Origin of the sequence: Aeromonas sp. s2 (assembly GCF_040907935.1) — a bacterium.
In the GTDB taxonomy this organism is placed as follows: Bacteria; Pseudomonadota; Gammaproteobacteria; order Enterobacterales; family Aeromonadaceae; genus Aeromonas; species Aeromonas dhakensis.
Genome location: NZ_JBFOCR010000011.1, coordinates 1 through 16,897, shown reverse-complemented (window position 1 = coordinate 16,897; position 16,897 = coordinate 1). Strand labels below are relative to the sequence as shown.

Below are 16,897 nucleotides of genomic sequence, written 5' to 3'. Positions count from 1 at the left end.
CACTGGCGCCACTCAGGCCTGCCCCTTGATTTTATTGGGCTGACGGGCAGATCCCGCCCTTGCGTCTGGGCTCTGCCTCCCCCCTCATGACCAACGTTCGACTAGAGTAGGGTTGTCTTCACAACCAACCGGAATGGACGCCATGAAACCTTTGACCCTGATCGGACTGACCGCCCTGCTCACCGCCTGCGGCGGCGGTGGCGGCGACAACAGCAGCCAGCCACAACAGGCCCAGCTCTCGCTGGCCTTCTCCGACGCCCCGGTAGATGCCGTCAGCAAGGTCTGCATCGCCGTCTCCAACATCAGCATCCACCCCGTCGCCGGCACCGAGCAGAGCTGGACCACTGCCAGCTTCCTCACCTCGACCCAGGACGATGGTTGCACCCCGAGCGGCGAGACCATTCCGCTCGACGGCGCAGGGAGGCCGCTGTTTACCTACATCGATCTGCTGAGTTATCAGGGATCCGCCAGTCGCCCCCTGCTGGCCAGCCAGAGCGTGGTACCCGGCGACTACAGCCAGATGCGACTGCGGGTGCTGGACGGACGGGAGGTCGCCAACCAGTTTCTGGACGGCACCCCCTACTCCTACGTCAAGCAGGATGATGGGGTGATCAAGCCGCTGGAGGTGCCCAGCAGCGAGCTCAAGCTGGATGCCTTCACCATCGCCGCCAACGGCCTCAGTGCCTTCACCACCGAATTCGATCTGCGCCAGTCCATGGTGCTGCCCGGCCACGAGCAGTACTACAAGCTCAAACCGAGAGGCGTACGGCTGGTGAACAACACTCAGGTCGCCACCGTCAAGGGCACGGTGGCAGCCGGGCTGTGCGGTGGCCAGCTGACCGACAAGGCCTTCGTCTACTTCTATGACGAGCTGCGCCCGGTGGGTGACGACGCCTATCCCGACATGGCGGACAGCGACAACGGCTTCTACGCCAGCGCCCCCGTGCTGCCGCAGACCGGAGGCGGCTTTGGCTACGAGCTGGGATTTGTCAATCTCGGCAGCTACGATCTGGTGCTGGTCTGCAACGGCGACGAGGATGATCCGGCGCTGGCTGGCGACCCGCTGCAACTGGAACAGGTGCAGAAGGCACAGACGGTGGTGGCACCCACCACCAGCATCAACTTCCAGTAACGGGCAACAAGGGGGACGACCGCATGAGCAGATACCAACCCATCAGTTGCGATCTCTACGACTGGCTGGAGATCGCCGCCAGCTGGCAGCTGCCGGTCACCCTCACCTGTAAGAATGGCCGCCAGTGGGCGGACAAGATCCGCACCATAGAGGCCAGGGAAGGGGTCGAGTACCTGCTGCTGCACGGTGGCGAACGGCTCAGCCTGGCGGAGCTGGCGACCATGACGCTCAACTGGCAGGGGGAGGAAAAACTGATCCGCTTTACCCCGCCAGACCCAGCCCACAGCCAATAGATGGCAAGAGGGCCAACCCCATCGGGTTGGCCCTCTTCTTTATATCCCTCGCGTGCGGCGTTACCCCGCCAACGCTGCCATCACGTAGACATCGAAGCGGTTGCTCTTGGTCTCGATGGCCATGCTCGGCTTCTGCTCGTTGAGCCAGCCGGCGTAGTCCGGCCGCTTCACCACTACCCGCCGGTCCGCCATGGTGAGCGCCGCCGGCAGCAGGGCATCGGCGTCGAGATCCGCCCCCACCAGCGACTGGAACACCCGCATCTCTTTTTTCACCAGCGCCGACTTCTGCTTGTGGGGGAACATGGGATCGAGGTAGATAACATCCGGCCGCTCGGCCAACCCCAGCAGGGTCTCCACCGCAGGGCCGTGCAGCAGTTGCATCCGCTCGCGCACCCAGGGGCCGATCTCGGGATCCTGCGCGGCGCGTGCCAACCCGTCCTGCAGCAGAGCGGCCACCACGGGGCTGCGCTCAATCATGGTCACCTTGCAACCGAGGGAGGCGAGCACGAAGGCATCCCGCCCCAGCCCGGCGGTGGCATCCACCACGGTCGGCATGGCGCCCGCCTTGAGCCCCACCGCCTTGGCGATGGACTGGCCACGGCCACCGCCGAACTTGCGACGATGAGCAACCGCCCCTTCGACGAAATCCACGTAGACGGCGCCCAGCTTGGGTTCGTCCAGCTTGCGCAGCTCCAGCCGTTGCGGGGTGAACACCAGGGCAAACTGGGGCAGGTCGATCTGGTCAAGCTGGCTGCTCAGGGCTTCTGCCTGGGCCGCCTTGGCGGGGTCTTCGAGGAGGATTTGCATGGGCTCTGGATGCATTCTAAGTTCAGTGAACCGAGTGTATCACAGCCCCTTTGCGCCGCTGTAGGGAGGAAACCCCATGCACCTGCTTATCGCCCTGCTGCTTGCCGCCCAGAGCGGTGGCCAGCTCAAGGTCTGCGGCGTTGACTGGCCCCCCTTCTCCTACGCCGAACAGGGCAAGCTGATGGAGGGCATATCGGTCGAGATCCATCAAGAGGTGGCACACCGCCTCGGCATGCAGCTCACCCTGCTCGAACTGCCGTGGGGACGCTGCGAACAGTACGTCAACACCGAGCTGGCGGACGGCATTCTCGACAACGCGCCCCTCCCCGGCTGCTACCACTCCGATCTTGCCACCGCCTTCTACCCGCTGGCCTCCTATGTGCGCAGCGACAGCCCGCTGCAAACCTTCTCGTGGGAGATGGCCAAGGGGCTGAAAGTGGGGATGGTCAGGGGCTATGACTACACCGACAGGATCAAGCACTTCACCGGCTGGGTGCCCATCAAGGCCCACTCCGACAAGCAGCTGCTGCTGATGCTGGAGAAGAGCCGGGTCGACCTGATAGTGCTGGATTACTTCTCAGCCCCCATTCTCTCCAGAGAGCAGGACGTCAAGATCCGCGCGCTCACCCCCTTCCTCGACTCGACCCCGCTCTACCTCTGCTTCGGCAAGCAGAAGGCAGACCTGTTGCCCGCCTACAACAAGGCTCTGCAGCAGATGCTGGACGAAGGGGTGCTGGATCGCATCTATCTGCGCTATCTCGGGGAGGATTACCGGACACTGAAGGAGAAACAGGAGAGGATGAAAGCGGCGCAGTAAGGGTCAGCTGGTCTGCAGGAACATGCTCTTGTCGTTGAGCTGCAAATACTCGGTGAGGTCGTCGTAGGCGAGCGGCCGGCTCAGCAGATAACCCTGGGTGAAGGCGCACCCCTTCTGACAGAGGAAGTTGAGCTGCTCGCGGGTCTCCACCCCCTCGATCACCACCTGCATGCCAAGGTTGTGCACTATGTTGATGATGCCGTCCAGCAGCAGCCGGTCCTGCTCGTTGAACGGGATGTGGCGCACGAAGGCCCGGTCGATCTTCACCAGGTCCACCGGGAAGTTGCGCAGATAATTGAGCGCCGAGTAGCCGGTGCCGAAGTCGTCGATGGCCAGCTTGCAGCCTGCCTCGCGCAGGGCATCGATCCGCACCCTGTGCTGATCGCTGGTCTCCATCAGCAGGGATTCGGTGATCTCGATGACGATGTCCGCCGGATCCAGCCCGAAGTGGTGGATCACCTTGAGCCACTCGCTCGCCTCCGGATCTATGGTCTGGAACTCCAGGGTGGAACGGTTGATCGACATCTGCAGATCCGGGAAGCCGGATTGCTGCAGCCGCGCCAGATCCCGGCACGACTGCCACAGCACCAGCGCCCCCAGCCCCTGGATGAGCCCGGCCTCCTCCGCCAGCGGGATGAAGTCCGCCGGCGACACCTGACCCCAGTGCGGGTGATACCAGCGCACCAGCGCCTCCAGCTTGGCGACCCGGCCGCTACGGTTGTCCCAGATCGGCTGGTAGGCCATGGTCAGCTGCTCGAGCTTGATCGCCTCCGCCAGATCCTGCTGCATCTGGTGACGCTGGCGCACCTCTTCGCGCATGGAGGCGCAGTAGCTGCCGAGCAGCCGTCCCTGCCGCTTGGCGGCAAACAGCGCCTGCTCGGCGTTGCGCAGCAGCTCGTCGCTCTCCAGCCCGTCGCCCGGGCAGAGGGTGATGCCGATGGTGGCCGTCACGTAGAGGTGCTGGTTGGCCAGCATGAAGGGGCGAGCGAAGCCGCCGACCACCTGCTTGGCAAACACCTCGGCCTGGCGGCGGTTGACGATGCCGGGCACCAGGAAGGCGAACTCGTCGCCGCCAATGCGGGCCACCAGATCTTCGGTGCGCACCCGGCTCACCAGCCGATCCGACACCTCCCGCAGCAGGGCGTCACCGGCGTGGTGATCCATGCTGTTGTTGACCGCCTTGAAGTTGTTGAGGTCGAGTACCATCAGCGCGAAGCGCTCGCCCCGCTCGCAGAAGCGGCTGAGGCAGCGGCCGAACAGCCAGCGGTTGGGCAGCCCGGTGAGATTGTCGTAGTTGGCCTGGGCGGCGATCTTCTGCTCCGCAAGCTTGGTCTGGGAGAGATCGCTGAAGATGGCGATGTACTGGCTGATGCGCCCCCCTTCCCGCAGCGTGCTGATCATCAGCTGCTGGGGGTAGAGCTTGCCGTTCTTGCGCTTGTTCCACACCTCGCCGCGCCACACCCCCACCCGCTCCAGCGCGTGGTACATGTCGGCGTAGAAGGCCTGATCGTGCAGGCCGGACTTGAGCAGGCTGGGGCGCTGGCCGCACACCTCCTCCTCGCTGTAGCCGGTGATCTGTTCGAACGCCGGGTTGACCGAGATGATGCGACTGTCGGCGTCGCACACCAAGATCGCCTCTGACAGGTTGTCGTAGACCCGGTGGGAGAGCTTGAGCTGCTCGGCGTGACGTTTGAGGGGGTCTATGTTCTCCAGCACCACCATCAGGTAGTCGGGCTGCAATTGGTCGTCCCGCACCAGAGTGACGGTGACCCGCCCCCACAGCAGCTGGCCGTCACGGTGCAGGTAACGCTTCTCCTGGGTGAAGGCGGTACGCTCGCCGCGCCTGAGCTCTTCATAGCAGGCGACGCTGCGCAGCCAGTCTTCCGGATGATTGAGCTCGGCGGCGTTGCGATGAACCAGCTCCTCCTGGCTGTAGCCCAGCATCTTTTCGATGGCCGGATTGGTCCAGAGGATCTTGCCGTCCAGATCGAGCTTGCCGATCCCCACCGGGGCGTGGGACATCATGGTGTGCAGAAAATCGTGGTACTCGGGCTGGGGCGGCGCCGGCTGCTGCAGCATCAGCGCCAGTTCGCGTCCGGCCAGCGGAGCCAGCAGGCGCAGCAGGCCCATCACCTTGTCCATGTTGGTGAGCGGCCGCTTGAACAGCAGGCTGCAGATGCCCACTGTCTCCCCTTGCGCACTCTTGAGGGCGATGCCGGCATAGGCCTGGATCTGCCAGGCCTGCAACACGGCGGCGTGGGGGAACAGCTGCTGTACCCGATCGCTGAACCAGGCCTCGCCCTCCTGCAGGGTGATCTCCCCCAGGGTGGCGCTGACCGGAAAACTGAAGCGGATCGTATCGAGAGAGGCGGGATAGGTTGCATGCACCTTGCAGGAGAGCCCCGCTTGATCCCTACCCGAAATAAGGACGAAGTCGGCCCCCACCGCTGCTGCGATTTCACTCACAAAGGTATCGAAATATCCCTGACCACTCGAATGAGACAGACTTGAGATGATTTGATAGACAGACTCGAGTGCTCGCCTCATGGCAAGGTTCTTTCTCTCCTTGGAAGGTAGACCCCGACTCTACTGAAGAGGCGGGAACAGTGCAAACATGCTATCCGCAAGATATTAAAATGCCTTGAGAAAAGGGACCAAAAGGTCCCTTTTTATCTCAAAAATCACGCGGTGATCGCACTCTGTGGCAGAGGTGTACCTGCTTGAAGCTCACGCCTGGCGGGGCCTGCAGCCTCATGCGGCAATCCCGCTGTGGCGCAGCAAGGCATCCACCTGAGGCTCACGGCCACGGAAGGCGCGGAACAGCTCCATCGGCTCCTTGGAACCGCCCTTCTCCAGGATGTTTTTCAGGAAGGAGTGGCCGGTCACTGGGTTGAAGATCCCCTCCTCCTCGAAGCGGGAGAAGGCGTCGGCGGAGAGCACTTCCGCCCACTTGTAGCTGTAGTAGCCCGCCGCATAACCGCCGGCGAAGATGTGGGAGAAGCTGTGCTGGAAGCGGTTGAAGGCCGGCGGCGTCATCACCGCCACCTCGCGACGCACCTCGTCCAGCAGCGCCGGGATCTGATCCGCATTGGCCGGGTCAAACTCCTGGTGCAGACGGAAGTCGAACAGGGCGAACTCCAGCTGGCGCAGCATCTGCATGGCCGCCTGGAAGTTGCGGGCGGTCAGCATCTTCTCCAGCAGATCGGCAGGCAGCGGCTCGCCGGTTTCGTGATGGCCGGAGATGAAGGCCAGTGCCTCGGACTCCCAGCACCAGTTCTCGAGGAACTGGCTCGGCAGCTCCACCGCGTCCCAGGCCACGCCGTTGATACCGGCCACGCCGGCCACGTCGATCCGGGTCAGCATGTGGTGAATGCCGTGACCGAACTCGTGGAACAGGGTGACCACTTCGTTGTGGGTAAACAGGGCGGGTTTGCCGTCCACCGGGCCGTTGAAGTTGCAGGTCAGGTAGGCCACCGGCTTTTGCAGCGAACCGTCCTGACGGTAGCGACGACCCAGGCAGACATCCATCCAGGCACCGCCCTGCTTGTGCTCGCGGGCATAGAGGTCGAGGTAGAAGCTGCCACGCAGCTCATCCTCGGCATCGAAGATGTCGTAGAAGCGCACGTCCGGGTGCCAGGTGTCGATGCCGAGGCGCTCGCGCACCTTCATGCCGAACACCCGCTTGACCACCTCGAACAGCCCTTTCACCACCTTGCTGGCGGGGAAGTAGGGGCGCAGCTGCTCGTCGGAGATGGAGAACTTGTGCTGCTTGAGCTTCTCGGCGTAATAGGGGATATCCCAGGCCGCCAGCTCGCTCTGGCCGTGCTGTTCGCTGGCGAAGGCGCGGATCTCTTCCAGCTCGGCCTTGCCCTGCGACAGGGAGCGGCGCGCCAGATCGGTGAGGAAGTTCACCACCTGCTCCGGCTTGTCCGCCATCTTGGTGGCAAGGGAGAGCTCGGCGTAGTTGGCAAAGCCGAGCAGCTGGGCCAGCTCGCGGCGCAGGGTGAGCAGCTCGGTCATGATGGCGGAGTTGTCCCACTTGCCGGCATTGGGGCCCTGGTCGGAGGCACGGGTGGTGAAGGCCTCGTACAGCTCGGCGCGCAGGGCGCGGTTGTCGGCATACATCATCACCGGCAGGTAGGAGGGGATGTCCAGAGTGAACAGCCAGCCTTCCTTGCCCTTCAGCTCGGCCAGCTGGCGAGCGGCGGCCTGTGCACTCTCCGGCAGCCCGGCCAGCTCGGCCTCGTCGGTAACCAGCTTGCTCCACCCCTGGGTCGCGTCCAGCACGTTGTTGCTGAAACGGGAGGCCAGCTCGGAGAGGCGGGCCTGGATCTCGCCGTAGCGCTGCTGTGCCTCGGCGGGCAGGCCGATGCCGGACAGGCGAAAATCGCGCAGGGTATTCTGGATCTCCTTGCGCTGGGCGGCGCTCAGCAGGGGGAAATCGTCGCTCTCGGAGAGAGCCAGGTAGGCTTGATAGAGCCCTTCGTGCTGGCCGACATAGGTCTGGAATTCGGACAGCAGCGGCAGGCAGGCGTCGTGGGCCTCGCGCAGCGCCTCGCTGTTGAGCACGGAGTTGAGGTGGCTGACCGGCGACCAGATCCGGGACAGACGGTCATTTACCTCTTCCAGCGGGGCGATCAGGCTGTCCCAGGTATGGGGCTCGCGCTGGGCCAGCACATCGCTGATCTTCTGTTTGCAATCGGCAATGGCCTGCGTCACGGCAGGCTGTACCTGGTCGGGCTGGATCTGGCTGAACGGGGGCAGCGAGTCCATAGTCAGCAAAGGGTTAGTCATCCGGCAATACCTCTAAATTCTCTACAGCCCCTGCCGTCCAGAAGCTTGCTTGGACTACCTAAGATGTAGGCAGAAACCCCATTAATCAAGCCTTTGCCATCGAGAGCGAGGGCCGCGGCCCACATTTGGTCAAAAGCTGCGCGCAAAACGACCAGATAGCCTCCCAGAAACGACAATGCCGGCCCCGGGGCCGGCATTGTCTGCATTGCATAGAAGGCGTCCTGCCATCAGGCCCGGGCATCTTCCTTCAGCCACTGCGCCACGCGCTTGGCGAAGTAGGTGAGGATGCCGTCGGCCCCGGCCCGCTTGAAGCAGAGCAGGGACTCCATGATGCTCTCCTTCTCCTTCAGCCAGCCGTTCTGGATCGCCGCCATGTGCATGGCGTACTCGCCGCTCACCTGGTAGGCAAAGGTCGGCACGCCGAACTGATCCTTCACTTGGCGGATCACGTCCAGATAGGGCATGCCCGGCTTGACCATCACGCTGTCGGCCCCTTCCTGGATATCCAGCGCCACCTCGTGCAGGGCTTCGTTGCTGTTGGCCGGATCCATCTGATAGGTGGCCTTGTTGCTCTTGCCGAGGTTGCCGGCCGAGCCGACCGCGTCGCGGAACGGGCCGTAGTAGCAGGAAGCGTACTTGGCGGAGTAGGCCATGACCTGGGTGTTGATGAAGCCGTTCTCTTCCAGCGCCGCGCGAATGGCACCGATACGACCATCCATCATGTCGGACGGCGCCACGATATCGACCCCGGCGGCAGCATGGGAGAGCGCCTGTTTCACCAGGATTTCGGTGGTGATGTCGTTCAGCACATAGCCTTCATCATCGATGATGCCGTCCTGACCGTGGGTGGTAAACGGGTCGAGCGCCACGTCGGTGATGACCCCCAGCTCCGGGAAGCGGGCCTTCAAGGCACGCACTGTGCGCTGGGCCAGCCCGTCCGGGTTGTAGGCCTCTTCCGCCAGCAGGCTCTTCTGCTCCAGCGGGGTGACCGGGAACAGGGCGATGGCAGGCACGCCGAGTGCCACCAGTTCGGCGGCCTCCTCCAGCAACAGGTCGATGGAGAGACGCTCCACCCCCGGCATGGAGGGGACGGCTTCACGGCGGTTTTCCCCCTCCAGCACGAACACGGGGTAGATGAGATCATTGGCGGTCAGTACGTTCTCGCGCACCAGACGACGGCTGAAATCATGTTTGCGCACCCGGCGCAGGCGGCGGCCCGGAAAGGCGCCTGGAAGAGTTGTAGCCATGAGTCACTCCAAAAGAGGAAGTTGGAAAAACGCGGCGGAGGTGGCCCGGGTATGGGCCAGCAAGGCCTCGGGCGCTTCACCACGGCAGGCCGCCACCACCTGGGCGATGTGCGGCAAAAAAGCGGGCTCGTTTCGTTTGGGTCTTGGTTTCAGATCCCGCGGCACCAGGTAGGGGGAGTCCGTCTCTATCATCAGCCGGCCGGCCGGAATGCGGGCCACCTGCTCGCGCAGCTGCTGACCACGGCGTTCGTCGCAGAGCCAGCCGGTCACCCCGATATGCAGCCCCAGCGCCAGACACTCGTCCAGCTCCTCATCGGAGCCGGTGAAGCAGTGCAGCACGGCCCCCGGCAGCTTGGGCAGCCAGGGGCGCAGGATCTCGATGAAACGGGCGTGGGCATCGCGGCAATGGAGAAACACCGGCATCCCGAGCTCGGCGGCCAGCGCCAGCTGGGAATCGAATACCGCGTCCTGCACCGGACGGGGCGAGAAGTCACGGTTGTAGTCGAGACCGCATTCGCCGATGGCCACCACCTGTGGCAGCGCCGCCAGCTCGCGCAGGGCGGGCAGGGTCGCCTCATCGACGCTTTTGGCGTCGTGGGGGTGGACCCCGGCGGTGGAAAAGCAGTAGCCAGGCCAGCGGGCGGCCAGGGTGGCGCTCTCGCGGCTGCCGATCAGATCGGTGCCGGTCAGGATCAGCGCCTCCACCCCGGCGGCGCGGGCGCGAGCCACCAGATCGGCCTGTTCATCGGCGAACTGGCTGCTGGTCAGGTTTACACCTATGTCGATCATGGGGTCAGCGGGTCCGAACAAAAGGAATACATATCAGGTATTTGAAAACCATCTACTCGATGGGGCCTTACCATACGCTTCGAACGGGAGCATGAAAAGAGGAAGGGAGCCTCAGCTCCCCTCTTCCGTTGATTCCTGTTGCTCCTCGTCCTCTTTCTTCACGTAGAAGCGGGCGAAGAACAGACCTATCTCCCACAAAGCCCACATGGGGATCGCGAGCAGGGTCTGGGAAAAGACATCGGGCGGCGTCAACAGCATGCCGACCACGAACACCCCGACGACGACGTAGGGACGTTTCTCCTTCAGGCTCTTGGGGGTGGTCACCCCGGTCCAGCACAGCAGTATGGTGGCCACCGGAATTTCGAACGCCACCCCGAACGCGAAGAACAGGGTCAGCACGAAGTCCAGATAGCTGGCGATGTCGGTCGCCACCGTTACTCCGGCGGGCGCGGTGCTGGTGAAGAAACCGAACACCAGCGGGAACACCACGTAGTAGGCAAACGCCATGCCGGCGTAGAACAACACGGCACTGGAGGCGACCAGCGGCATGATGAGACGCCGTTCATGCTGGTACAGACCGGGGGCGATGAAGGCCCAGGCCTGGTAGAGCAGATAGGGGATCGCCACGAAGAAGGAGACCACCAGGGTCAGCTTGATGGGCGTCAGGAAGGGCGTCGCCACGTCCGTCGCTATCATGCTGGTCCCTTCCGGCAGCTGGCTGAGCAGCGGCTGGGCCACGAAGTCGTAGATGTTGTTGGAGAAGTAGATCAGCGCGATGAACACCAGCAGGATGGCGGTGATGGAACGCAGCAGGCGCGTTCTCAGCTCTACCAGGTGGCTGATCAGAGGTTGCTCGGCCTGACTCATGGCTGCTTCACCTCCCCTTGTTCGGTACGTGGCTGGGCACCGGGGCGCTCATCCACGATCGCAGTCTGTTCCGGCGCGGCCACCTCGGCGGCTGGCGGCACAGATTCCTCCTTCACCTCGGCCGATGCCGGTGCGGGATGGATGGTGTTTTGCTGTTCGTATGGACGGGTCACCGATTGTGCGGCCGCTTTCAGCTGCTCGATAGACTCCTGCAGCTCGGGGCTCAGGTTGTTCATCTGCAGCTGTTCGGCCTTCTTCAGGTCGTTGTGCAGATCCTGCAACTTGAGCTCCTGCTCCAGCTCGGCCTTGACCGAGTTGGCGGTGCTGCGGATCAGTCTGATCCAGTGGCTGGCGGTACGGATCGCCACGGGCAGCCGCTCGGGGCCGAGCACCACCAGGGCGACGACACCAATGACAACCAGCTCCCAGAAACCGATATCGAACATGGCTTAGGCCTGATCTTTATCTTTCTGCTTGGCGGCATCGCTAGGCTGGCCGGCCGCTTCGTTCAGCTGCTTCGGCGGAAACTCGGCATCCTTCTGCTCGGACTTGGCATCGCTCGGCTCGTCGGAGAGTGCCTTCTTGAAACCCTTGACCGCGGCGCCCAGATCACCACCGATGCCACGCAGCTTCTTGGTACCAAACAGCAGCACGACGATGACTGCGATGATCAACAATTGCCAAATACTGATACCACCCATGATTTTTATCTCCAGGACAGGCGCCCGCTGGCGCGGTTTATTTAATGGGAACGGGTCCGCAACCAACCCAGCAGCCAGCATAACCCGGTGCCGGCGAGGCTGATTTGTCCCCACTCAATGTGTTGTTTTTGGGTCAGCAAGAATACACCGGCCAATAGCAGGCTGGCTCCAACCCCTAAGAGGTAGCGAGCCTGTCCCTGCCGACGACTGTGACGGCGGAACTCGGCGAACATCTGGTCGAAATGGTGCTGTTGATGGCGGGTCTGGCGCAGGGTCTCGTAGACCAGCTCCGGCAGTTCCGGCAGCTTCTCCGCCCAGAATGGCGCCTTCTCCTTGATGGCTGTCCACACCGCCTTGGGCCCCACCTGCTGGTACATCCAGTTTTCCAGATAGGGTTTGGCGGTCTGCCACAGATCCAGCTGGGGATAGAGCTGGCGACCCAGCCCTTCCACATAGAGCAGGGTTTTCTGCAGCAGCACCAGCTGCGGCTGCACCTGCATGTTGAAGCGACGCGCGGTGTTGAACAGGTTGAGCAGCACGTGGCCGAAGGAGATCTCGGACAGCGGTTTCTCGAAGATGGGCTCCAGCACGGTGCGGATGGCGAACTCGAACTCGTCCACCTTGGTATCGGGCGGCACCCAGCCGGACTCCACGTGCAGCTCGGCCACCCGGCGATAGTCGCGGTTGAAGAAGGCGAGGAAGTTCTCCGCCAGGTAGCGCTTGTCTTCCCGGTTGAGGGTGCCGACGATACCGCAGTCGATGCCGATCCAGAGTGGATTCTCCGGATGTTCATAGGAGACGAAGATGTTGCCCGGGTGCATGTCGGCGTGGAAGAAGCTGTCGCGGAACACCTGGGTGAAGAACACCTCCACCCCGCGCTCGGCCAGCAGCTTCATGTTGGTGCCGTTGGCCTCCAGCGCCGCGATGTCGGAGACCGGAATGCCGTAGATCCGCTCCATCACCAGCACCTGCTCGCGGCAGTGCTCGGTGAACACCTCGGGCACGTAGAGCGCCTCTGAGCCGGTGAAGTTGCGGCGCAGCTGGATGGCGTTGGCCGCCTCCCGCATCAGGTTGAGCTCGTCGAGGATGGTCTTGCGATACTCCTCCACCACCTCGATGGGGCGCAGTCGTCCGCTCTGGGGCACGAAACGGGCCACCAGGCGGGCCAGCGCCAGCATCAGCCGCAGGTCGGCCTCGATGACCGGCTCGATGTCGGGGCGGATAACCTTGATCACGATCTCGCGGCCGTTCTCCTTCAGCCTGGCGGTATGCACCTGGGCGATGGAGGCGGACGCCAGCGGCGTCTCGTCGAAGTCGTCGAACAGGGTCTCGATGGTACAGCCCAGGCTCGCCTCGATCTGGCGACGGGCGGCCTGACCGCAGAAGGGGGGCACCCTGTCCTGCAGCAGAGCCAGCTCCTCGGCGATGTCAGGCGGCAGCAGATCGCGCCGGGTCGAGAGCATCTGACCGAACTTGATGAAGATGGGGCCGAGCGCCTCGAAGGCGAGCCGGATACGGGCACCGCGGCTCAGCTCCTGGCGCTTGTTCTTGAGCCAGAACAGGCTGCGGCGGGCCAGCCGGCCGGGCCAGGGCTGATAACGGGCGGGCACCAGCTCGTCGATGCCCTGCTCCAGCAGGATGCTGATGATGCGATAGAGGCGCTTGAACTCCTTCGGTGTCATCAGGCTACCCGCTGTTCGAAGCGGGCCAGCCGCAGCTCGACCGCTTTCATCTGTTGCGCCAGCTGCTCGACATCGTCGTTGAAGCTGGCCACTTCCAGCGGACCCGGCGCAATCCGGATCTCTTCGGTCAGATACTCGGCCAGCTGACGCTGGCTGCGGCACAGCTCACGGCCCAGCAAGCGATGCGCCTGACGAGCACCACGTAGCAGGGTGTGGGCCAGCACGTCGCCGGTGTAGCGGGACAGCTCCTCTTCCCAGTCAATGTCGAGCTCACCCAGCAGCACGCTGAACGCCTGCACCAGCTGGGGGTCGCCGCTCAGATCCAGCTTCTCCTCGCGGATATAGCGGGTCAGAGAGGAGGGATCCTTGAGCAGGCCGAGCGCGGTCAGGGAGAGGCTCAGCACCGCATCGGCCTCCCCTTCAAACTTGGCCAGCACATCCAGCCGGCGCCCGGAGAAGACGAACCAGAGCGGCTTGAGCTCGCGCAGCTCCAGCTTGAGTACCTTGCCCGCCAGCTTGCGCAGCCGCTCGGGGCTCTGCTTGTCCAGTTCCAGCAGCCGGTTGAGGCTGGTTTCGATCACCGCAGTGACCATGGCATCCATCGGCATAGGCGACCTTAAAACTTGTAACCGCGGTGCAGGGCTACCACGCCCTGGGTCAGGTTGTAGAACTCCACCTGCTCGAAACCGACATTTTCCATCATGCCGGCCAGGGTCTGCTGATCCGGGTGCATGCGGATGGATTCCGCCAGGTATTTGTAGCTTTCGCTGTCGTTCGCGACGATTTCGCCCATTTTCGGCAGCAGTTTGAAGGAGTAAAGGTCATAGAGCTTGGCGATCACTTCGCTCACCGGCTTGGAGAACTCCAGCACCAGCAGACGGCCGCCCGGCTTCAGTACCCGGAACATGGAGGCGAGCGCCTTGTCCTTGTCGGTAACGTTGCGCAGGCCGAAGCCAATGGTGATGACGTCGAAATGGTTGTCCGGGAAGGGGAGCGCCTCGGCGTTGGCCTGAACGTAGGAGACGTTGTTGGCCACCCCCAGGTTGCGCAGCTTGTCGCGACCCACCTTGAGCATGGAGTCGTTGATGTCGGCCAGCACCACCTGACCGGTTTCGCCGACGATGCGGGAGAACTTGGCGGTCAGATCACCGGTACCACCGGCCAGATCCAGCACCTTCTGGCCCTTGCGCACACCGGAGCAGTCGATGGTGAAGCGCTTCCACAGGCGGTGGATGCCGAACGACATCAGATCGTTCATCAGATCATACTTGGCTGCCACCGAATGGAAGACGCCGGCGACCAGGGTTTCCTTCTCGGTCGCGGCCACGGTTTTAAAGCCAAAATGCGTTGTCGTAGTCTGTTCTGACATCCCTTAAACACCCATAGAGCAAAGAATGGCCGCCAGTTTACCAGAGCCAATGGCGTGCGGACACCTTAAACCCGGCTGGCGACCAACTGCATCCCCAGCACCACCATGGCCAGACAGAGAAACAGGTTGAGGCCGATGTTGAGCAGCGCCTTGAGATAAGCGCCGTGCTGGGCTAGCGCTACCGTATCCAGCGCGAACGAGGAGAAGGTGGTGAGGGCACCAAGGATCCCCACCATCAGCAGCGGCTTCATCGGGTGTTCGGCTATGTGGCCGTGCAGGATGAGGGCGTAGGCTACCCCCATGATGAAGGAACCGATCAGATTGACCATCAGGGTGCCGTAGGGGAAGTGGCGCCCCAGCAGCAGCGCCATCAGCTCGGCGATGCCAAAACGCAGGCAGGCACCGATGGCCCCGCCGGCAGCAACAAATAACCAGGTTTGCATGGAAGCAGACTCCACAGTATCAGGCCGACATTATGCAAAATGTCGACCCGGGGGGACAGCAGGGCAATTAATCGACGCCCTCGGCTCAACGGCGAAAATCGACCGGTTCGCTCTGCGCCAGGTGCAGCGTGGTGCGGGCCGGCCTGGTGTCGGCAATCAGTTTGCCATGGCGAATGGAGTAGCGTACCGGCACCTGGCGGCGCACCGCATCGAAGCCGTTTTCGGCAGGCAGGATCAGCAGGTTGGCCGGTTTGCCCAGCTCGATGCCGTAGCGATCCTGCACGTTCAGGGTGCGGGCGCTGTGACTGCCGATCAGCTTGAGGCTGTCGTTGATCTCTTCATACCCCATGCTCTGGCAGACATGCAGCCCCATGTGCAGCACCTGCAGCATGTTGGCCGTCCCCATGGGATACCAGGGGTCGAACACGTCGTCGTGACCGAAGCAGACGTTGATGTTCGCCGCCAGCATCTCCTTCACCCGGGTGATGCCGCGGCGTTTGGGATAGCTGTCGAACCGCCCCTGCAGGTGGATATTCACCAGCGGATTGGCGACGAAGTTGAGGTCGGCCAGCTTCAACAGCCGGAACAGGCGCGACGCATAGGCCCCGTTGTAGGAGTGCATGGCGGTGGTGTGGCTGGCGGTCACCCGCTGGCCCATGCCGCGCTCGTAGGCCAGGGTCGCCAGCGTCTCGATGAAGCGGGACTGCTCATCATCGATCTCGTCACAGTGCACATCGACCAGAACCTGATACTTCTCGGCAAGATCGAACACATAGTGCAAGCTTTCGACCCCATATTCCCGAGTGAACTCGAAATGGGGGATGGCGCCGATCACGTCGGCACCCAGCTTGAGGGCCTCTTCCAGCAACGCCTTGCCGTTCGGGTAGGAGAGGATCCCCTCCTGCGGGAAGGCGACGATCTGCAGCTCCACCCACTCCTGCATCTCTTCCCTCACCTCCAGCATCGCCTTGAGAGCGACCAGATTGGGATCGGAGACATCGACGTGGGTACGGACAAACTGGATACCGTTGGCGATCTGCCACTTCAGCGTCTGGATGGCGCGCCGTTTCACATCCTCGTGGGTCAGCATTGCCTTGCGCTCGGCCCAGCGTTCGATCCCCTCGAACAGGGTGCCGGAGAGGTTCCAGCTCGGCTCGCCCGCCGTCTGGGTGGTATCGAGATGGATGTGCGGTTCGATAAAGGGGGCAATGGCGAGCCCCTCCTCCCCATCCAGCTCATGGGTGGAGAGCAGATGAGTGCTCATGGGCTCGATGGCACGGATCAGGCCATCCTGGCAGAGGATCTGCCAGGTCCCCTCCCTGCCGGCCAGGCGCAGGTTCTTTATCAGCATGTTTTTCTTCCTTTTTTCAGCCGCCAATTGCTTTTTCAAGCCACAACTTAGCTTGGATCAATTTGATAGAAAAGCGTTCATATTGAATACATATGAGACTGTTACTATTGATAGACAGCAACAATAAAAGGGAGTTGATTGGGATGAAAGCAGGATTGACCGAGATCGGCAGCGCAGGCTTGTTTCACGAGTATCTGCAGACGCTGGGCATCAGCAAGCCGCCGTTGACCTCGATAGAGAAGCAGTGGGAATACAAGCGCGATGAACGACTGGTGGCCGCCATCCAGATAGAAGCGTCGGGGCAGCCCCGTTTCTATCTCGATGCCAGACAGATATCGATGAATTGAAAAAGCAGAAACAAAAAAGCCTCCCGATTGGGAGGCTTTAATATTTAATGGTGCTGATACCCAGAATCGAACTGGGGACCTCATCCTTACCAAGGATGCGCTCTACCGACTGAGCCATATCAGCACACTAACCGGTAAAGACCACGCTCACCGCGTAATCTAAAATTGGGTGCCTGGCAGTGTCCTACTCTCGCATGGCGAATGCCACACTACCATCGGCGCTACAGCGTTTCACTTCTGAGTTCGGCATGGGGTCAG

At 62.5% G+C, this 16,897-nt stretch carries 17 protein-coding genes and 1 tRNA gene; 4 read left to right on the top strand and 14 right to left on the bottom strand.

Features of this window, described 5'->3' with window-relative positions:
• The first annotated feature begins 142 nt into the window (after window positions 1-142).
• Window positions 143-1,132 carry a DUF4382 domain-containing protein gene (locus AB5Y81_RS09405; RefSeq protein WP_279485069.1) on the top strand — a complete coding sequence of 330 codons (990 nt, stop codon included), beginning with the start codon at window positions 143-145 and terminating at the stop codon, window positions 1,130-1,132.
• A 23-nt stretch (window positions 1,133-1,155) separates the two neighbouring features.
• Complete coding sequence (locus AB5Y81_RS09400) at window positions 1,156-1,425, top strand: Rho-binding antiterminator (RefSeq protein ID WP_279485070.1); 270 nt, start codon at window positions 1,156-1,158, stop codon at window positions 1,423-1,425.
• Window positions 1,426-1,485: 60 nt separating this feature from the next.
• On the opposite strand, the gene AB5Y81_RS09395 is transcribed toward AB5Y81_RS09400, so the two are convergent.
• Window positions 1,486-2,232 (bottom strand): class I SAM-dependent methyltransferase, encoded by a 747-nt coding sequence (locus tag AB5Y81_RS09395; protein ID WP_026141452.1) that lies wholly within the window; start codon window positions 2,230-2,232, stop codon window positions 1,486-1,488.
• Between the two features lie 76 nt (window positions 2,233-2,308).
• Here AB5Y81_RS09395 and AB5Y81_RS09390 point away from each other — a divergent pair, with 76 nt between their 5' ends.
• Window positions 2,309-3,049: an ABC transporter substrate-binding protein gene (locus AB5Y81_RS09390; protein WP_279485071.1), complete on the top strand. Its 741-nt coding sequence runs from the start codon at window positions 2,309-2,311 to the stop codon at window positions 3,047-3,049.
• A 3-nt stretch (window positions 3,050-3,052) separates the two neighbouring features.
• Here the strand turns inward: AB5Y81_RS09390 and AB5Y81_RS09385 are convergent, their stop codons facing one another.
• The 12 genes from AB5Y81_RS09385 to AB5Y81_RS09330 all read right to left on the bottom strand — a co-directional run bounded on the left by AB5Y81_RS09385 (window position 3,053) and on the right by AB5Y81_RS09330 (window position 16,292).
• A complete protein-coding gene (locus AB5Y81_RS09385) occupies window positions 3,053-5,596 on the bottom strand; it encodes a putative bifunctional diguanylate cyclase/phosphodiesterase (RefSeq protein WP_368146630.1) in 2,544 nt (847 codons plus the stop codon).
• A gap of 204 nt (window positions 5,597-5,800) precedes the next feature.
• Window positions 5,801-7,843 (bottom strand): oligopeptidase A, encoded by a 2,043-nt coding sequence (prlC, locus tag AB5Y81_RS09380; RefSeq protein ID WP_242761639.1) that lies wholly within the window; start codon window positions 7,841-7,843, stop codon window positions 5,801-5,803.
• Between the two features lie 227 nt (window positions 7,844-8,070).
• Window positions 8,071-9,090: a porphobilinogen synthase gene (hemB, locus tag AB5Y81_RS09375; RefSeq protein WP_279485072.1), complete on the bottom strand. Its 1,020-nt coding sequence runs from the start codon at window positions 9,088-9,090 to the stop codon at window positions 8,071-8,073.
• Window positions 9,091-9,093: 3 nt separating this feature from the next.
• Window positions 9,094-9,879, bottom strand: a complete 786-nt coding sequence (locus AB5Y81_RS09370; protein WP_017780568.1) for a TatD family hydrolase — start codon at window positions 9,877-9,879, stop codon at window positions 9,094-9,096.
• Window positions 9,880-9,990: 111 nt separating this feature from the next.
• Complete coding sequence (tatC, locus tag AB5Y81_RS09365) at window positions 9,991-10,746, bottom strand: twin-arginine translocase subunit TatC (RefSeq protein WP_005307280.1); 756 nt, start codon at window positions 10,744-10,746, stop codon at window positions 9,991-9,993.
• A complete protein-coding gene (tatB, locus tag AB5Y81_RS09360) occupies window positions 10,743-11,192 on the bottom strand; it encodes a Sec-independent protein translocase protein TatB (RefSeq protein WP_017780567.1) in 450 nt (149 codons plus the stop codon). Before tatB ends, tatC begins: the two co-directional genes overlap by 4 nt.
• Window positions 11,193-11,195: 3 nt before the next feature.
• The gene (tatA, locus tag AB5Y81_RS09355; protein ID WP_005307275.1) at window positions 11,196-11,447 is read right to left on the bottom strand and encodes a Sec-independent protein translocase subunit TatA; all 252 of its coding nucleotides are present in this window, start codon (window positions 11,445-11,447) and stop codon (window positions 11,196-11,198) included.
• A gap of 41 nt (window positions 11,448-11,488) precedes the next feature.
• Window positions 11,489-13,129 carry a ubiquinone biosynthesis regulatory protein kinase UbiB gene (gene ubiB, locus AB5Y81_RS09350; RefSeq protein ID WP_279485073.1) on the bottom strand — a complete coding sequence of 547 codons (1,641 nt, stop codon included), beginning with the start codon at window positions 13,127-13,129 and terminating at the stop codon, window positions 11,489-11,491.
• The gene (locus tag AB5Y81_RS09345; RefSeq protein ID WP_279485074.1) at window positions 13,129-13,737 is read right to left on the bottom strand and encodes an SCP2 domain-containing protein; all 609 of its coding nucleotides are present in this window, start codon (window positions 13,735-13,737) and stop codon (window positions 13,129-13,131) included. The genes ubiB and AB5Y81_RS09345 overlap by 1 nt, the downstream gene beginning before the upstream one ends.
• 8 nt (window positions 13,738-13,745) lie before the next feature.
• The gene (ubiE, locus tag AB5Y81_RS09340) at window positions 13,746-14,498 is read right to left on the bottom strand and encodes a bifunctional demethylmenaquinone methyltransferase/2-methoxy-6-polyprenyl-1,4-benzoquinol methylase UbiE (RefSeq protein WP_010635575.1); all 753 of its coding nucleotides are present in this window, start codon (window positions 14,496-14,498) and stop codon (window positions 13,746-13,748) included.
• Window positions 14,499-14,563: 65 nt separating this feature from the next.
• Window positions 14,564-14,941: a fluoride efflux transporter CrcB gene (crcB, locus tag AB5Y81_RS09335; RefSeq protein WP_005307266.1), complete on the bottom strand. Its 378-nt coding sequence runs from the start codon at window positions 14,939-14,941 to the stop codon at window positions 14,564-14,566.
• Between the two features lie 85 nt (window positions 14,942-15,026).
• Complete coding sequence (locus tag AB5Y81_RS09330) at window positions 15,027-16,292, bottom strand: cytosine deaminase (protein WP_017780565.1); 1,266 nt, start codon at window positions 16,290-16,292, stop codon at window positions 15,027-15,029.
• A gap of 92 nt (window positions 16,293-16,384) precedes the next feature.
• Here AB5Y81_RS09330 and AB5Y81_RS09325 point away from each other — a divergent pair, with 92 nt between their 5' ends.
• Window positions 16,385-16,639 carry a hypothetical protein gene (locus AB5Y81_RS09325; RefSeq protein ID WP_010635577.1) on the top strand — a complete coding sequence of 85 codons (255 nt, stop codon included), beginning with the start codon at window positions 16,385-16,387 and terminating at the stop codon, window positions 16,637-16,639.
• Window positions 16,640-16,687: 48 nt separating this feature from the next.
• Here AB5Y81_RS09325 and AB5Y81_RS09320 read toward each other — a convergent pair.
• A tRNA-Thr gene (locus tag AB5Y81_RS09320) sits at window positions 16,688-16,763 on the bottom strand.
• Between the last annotated feature and the right edge of the window lie 134 nt (window positions 16,764-16,897).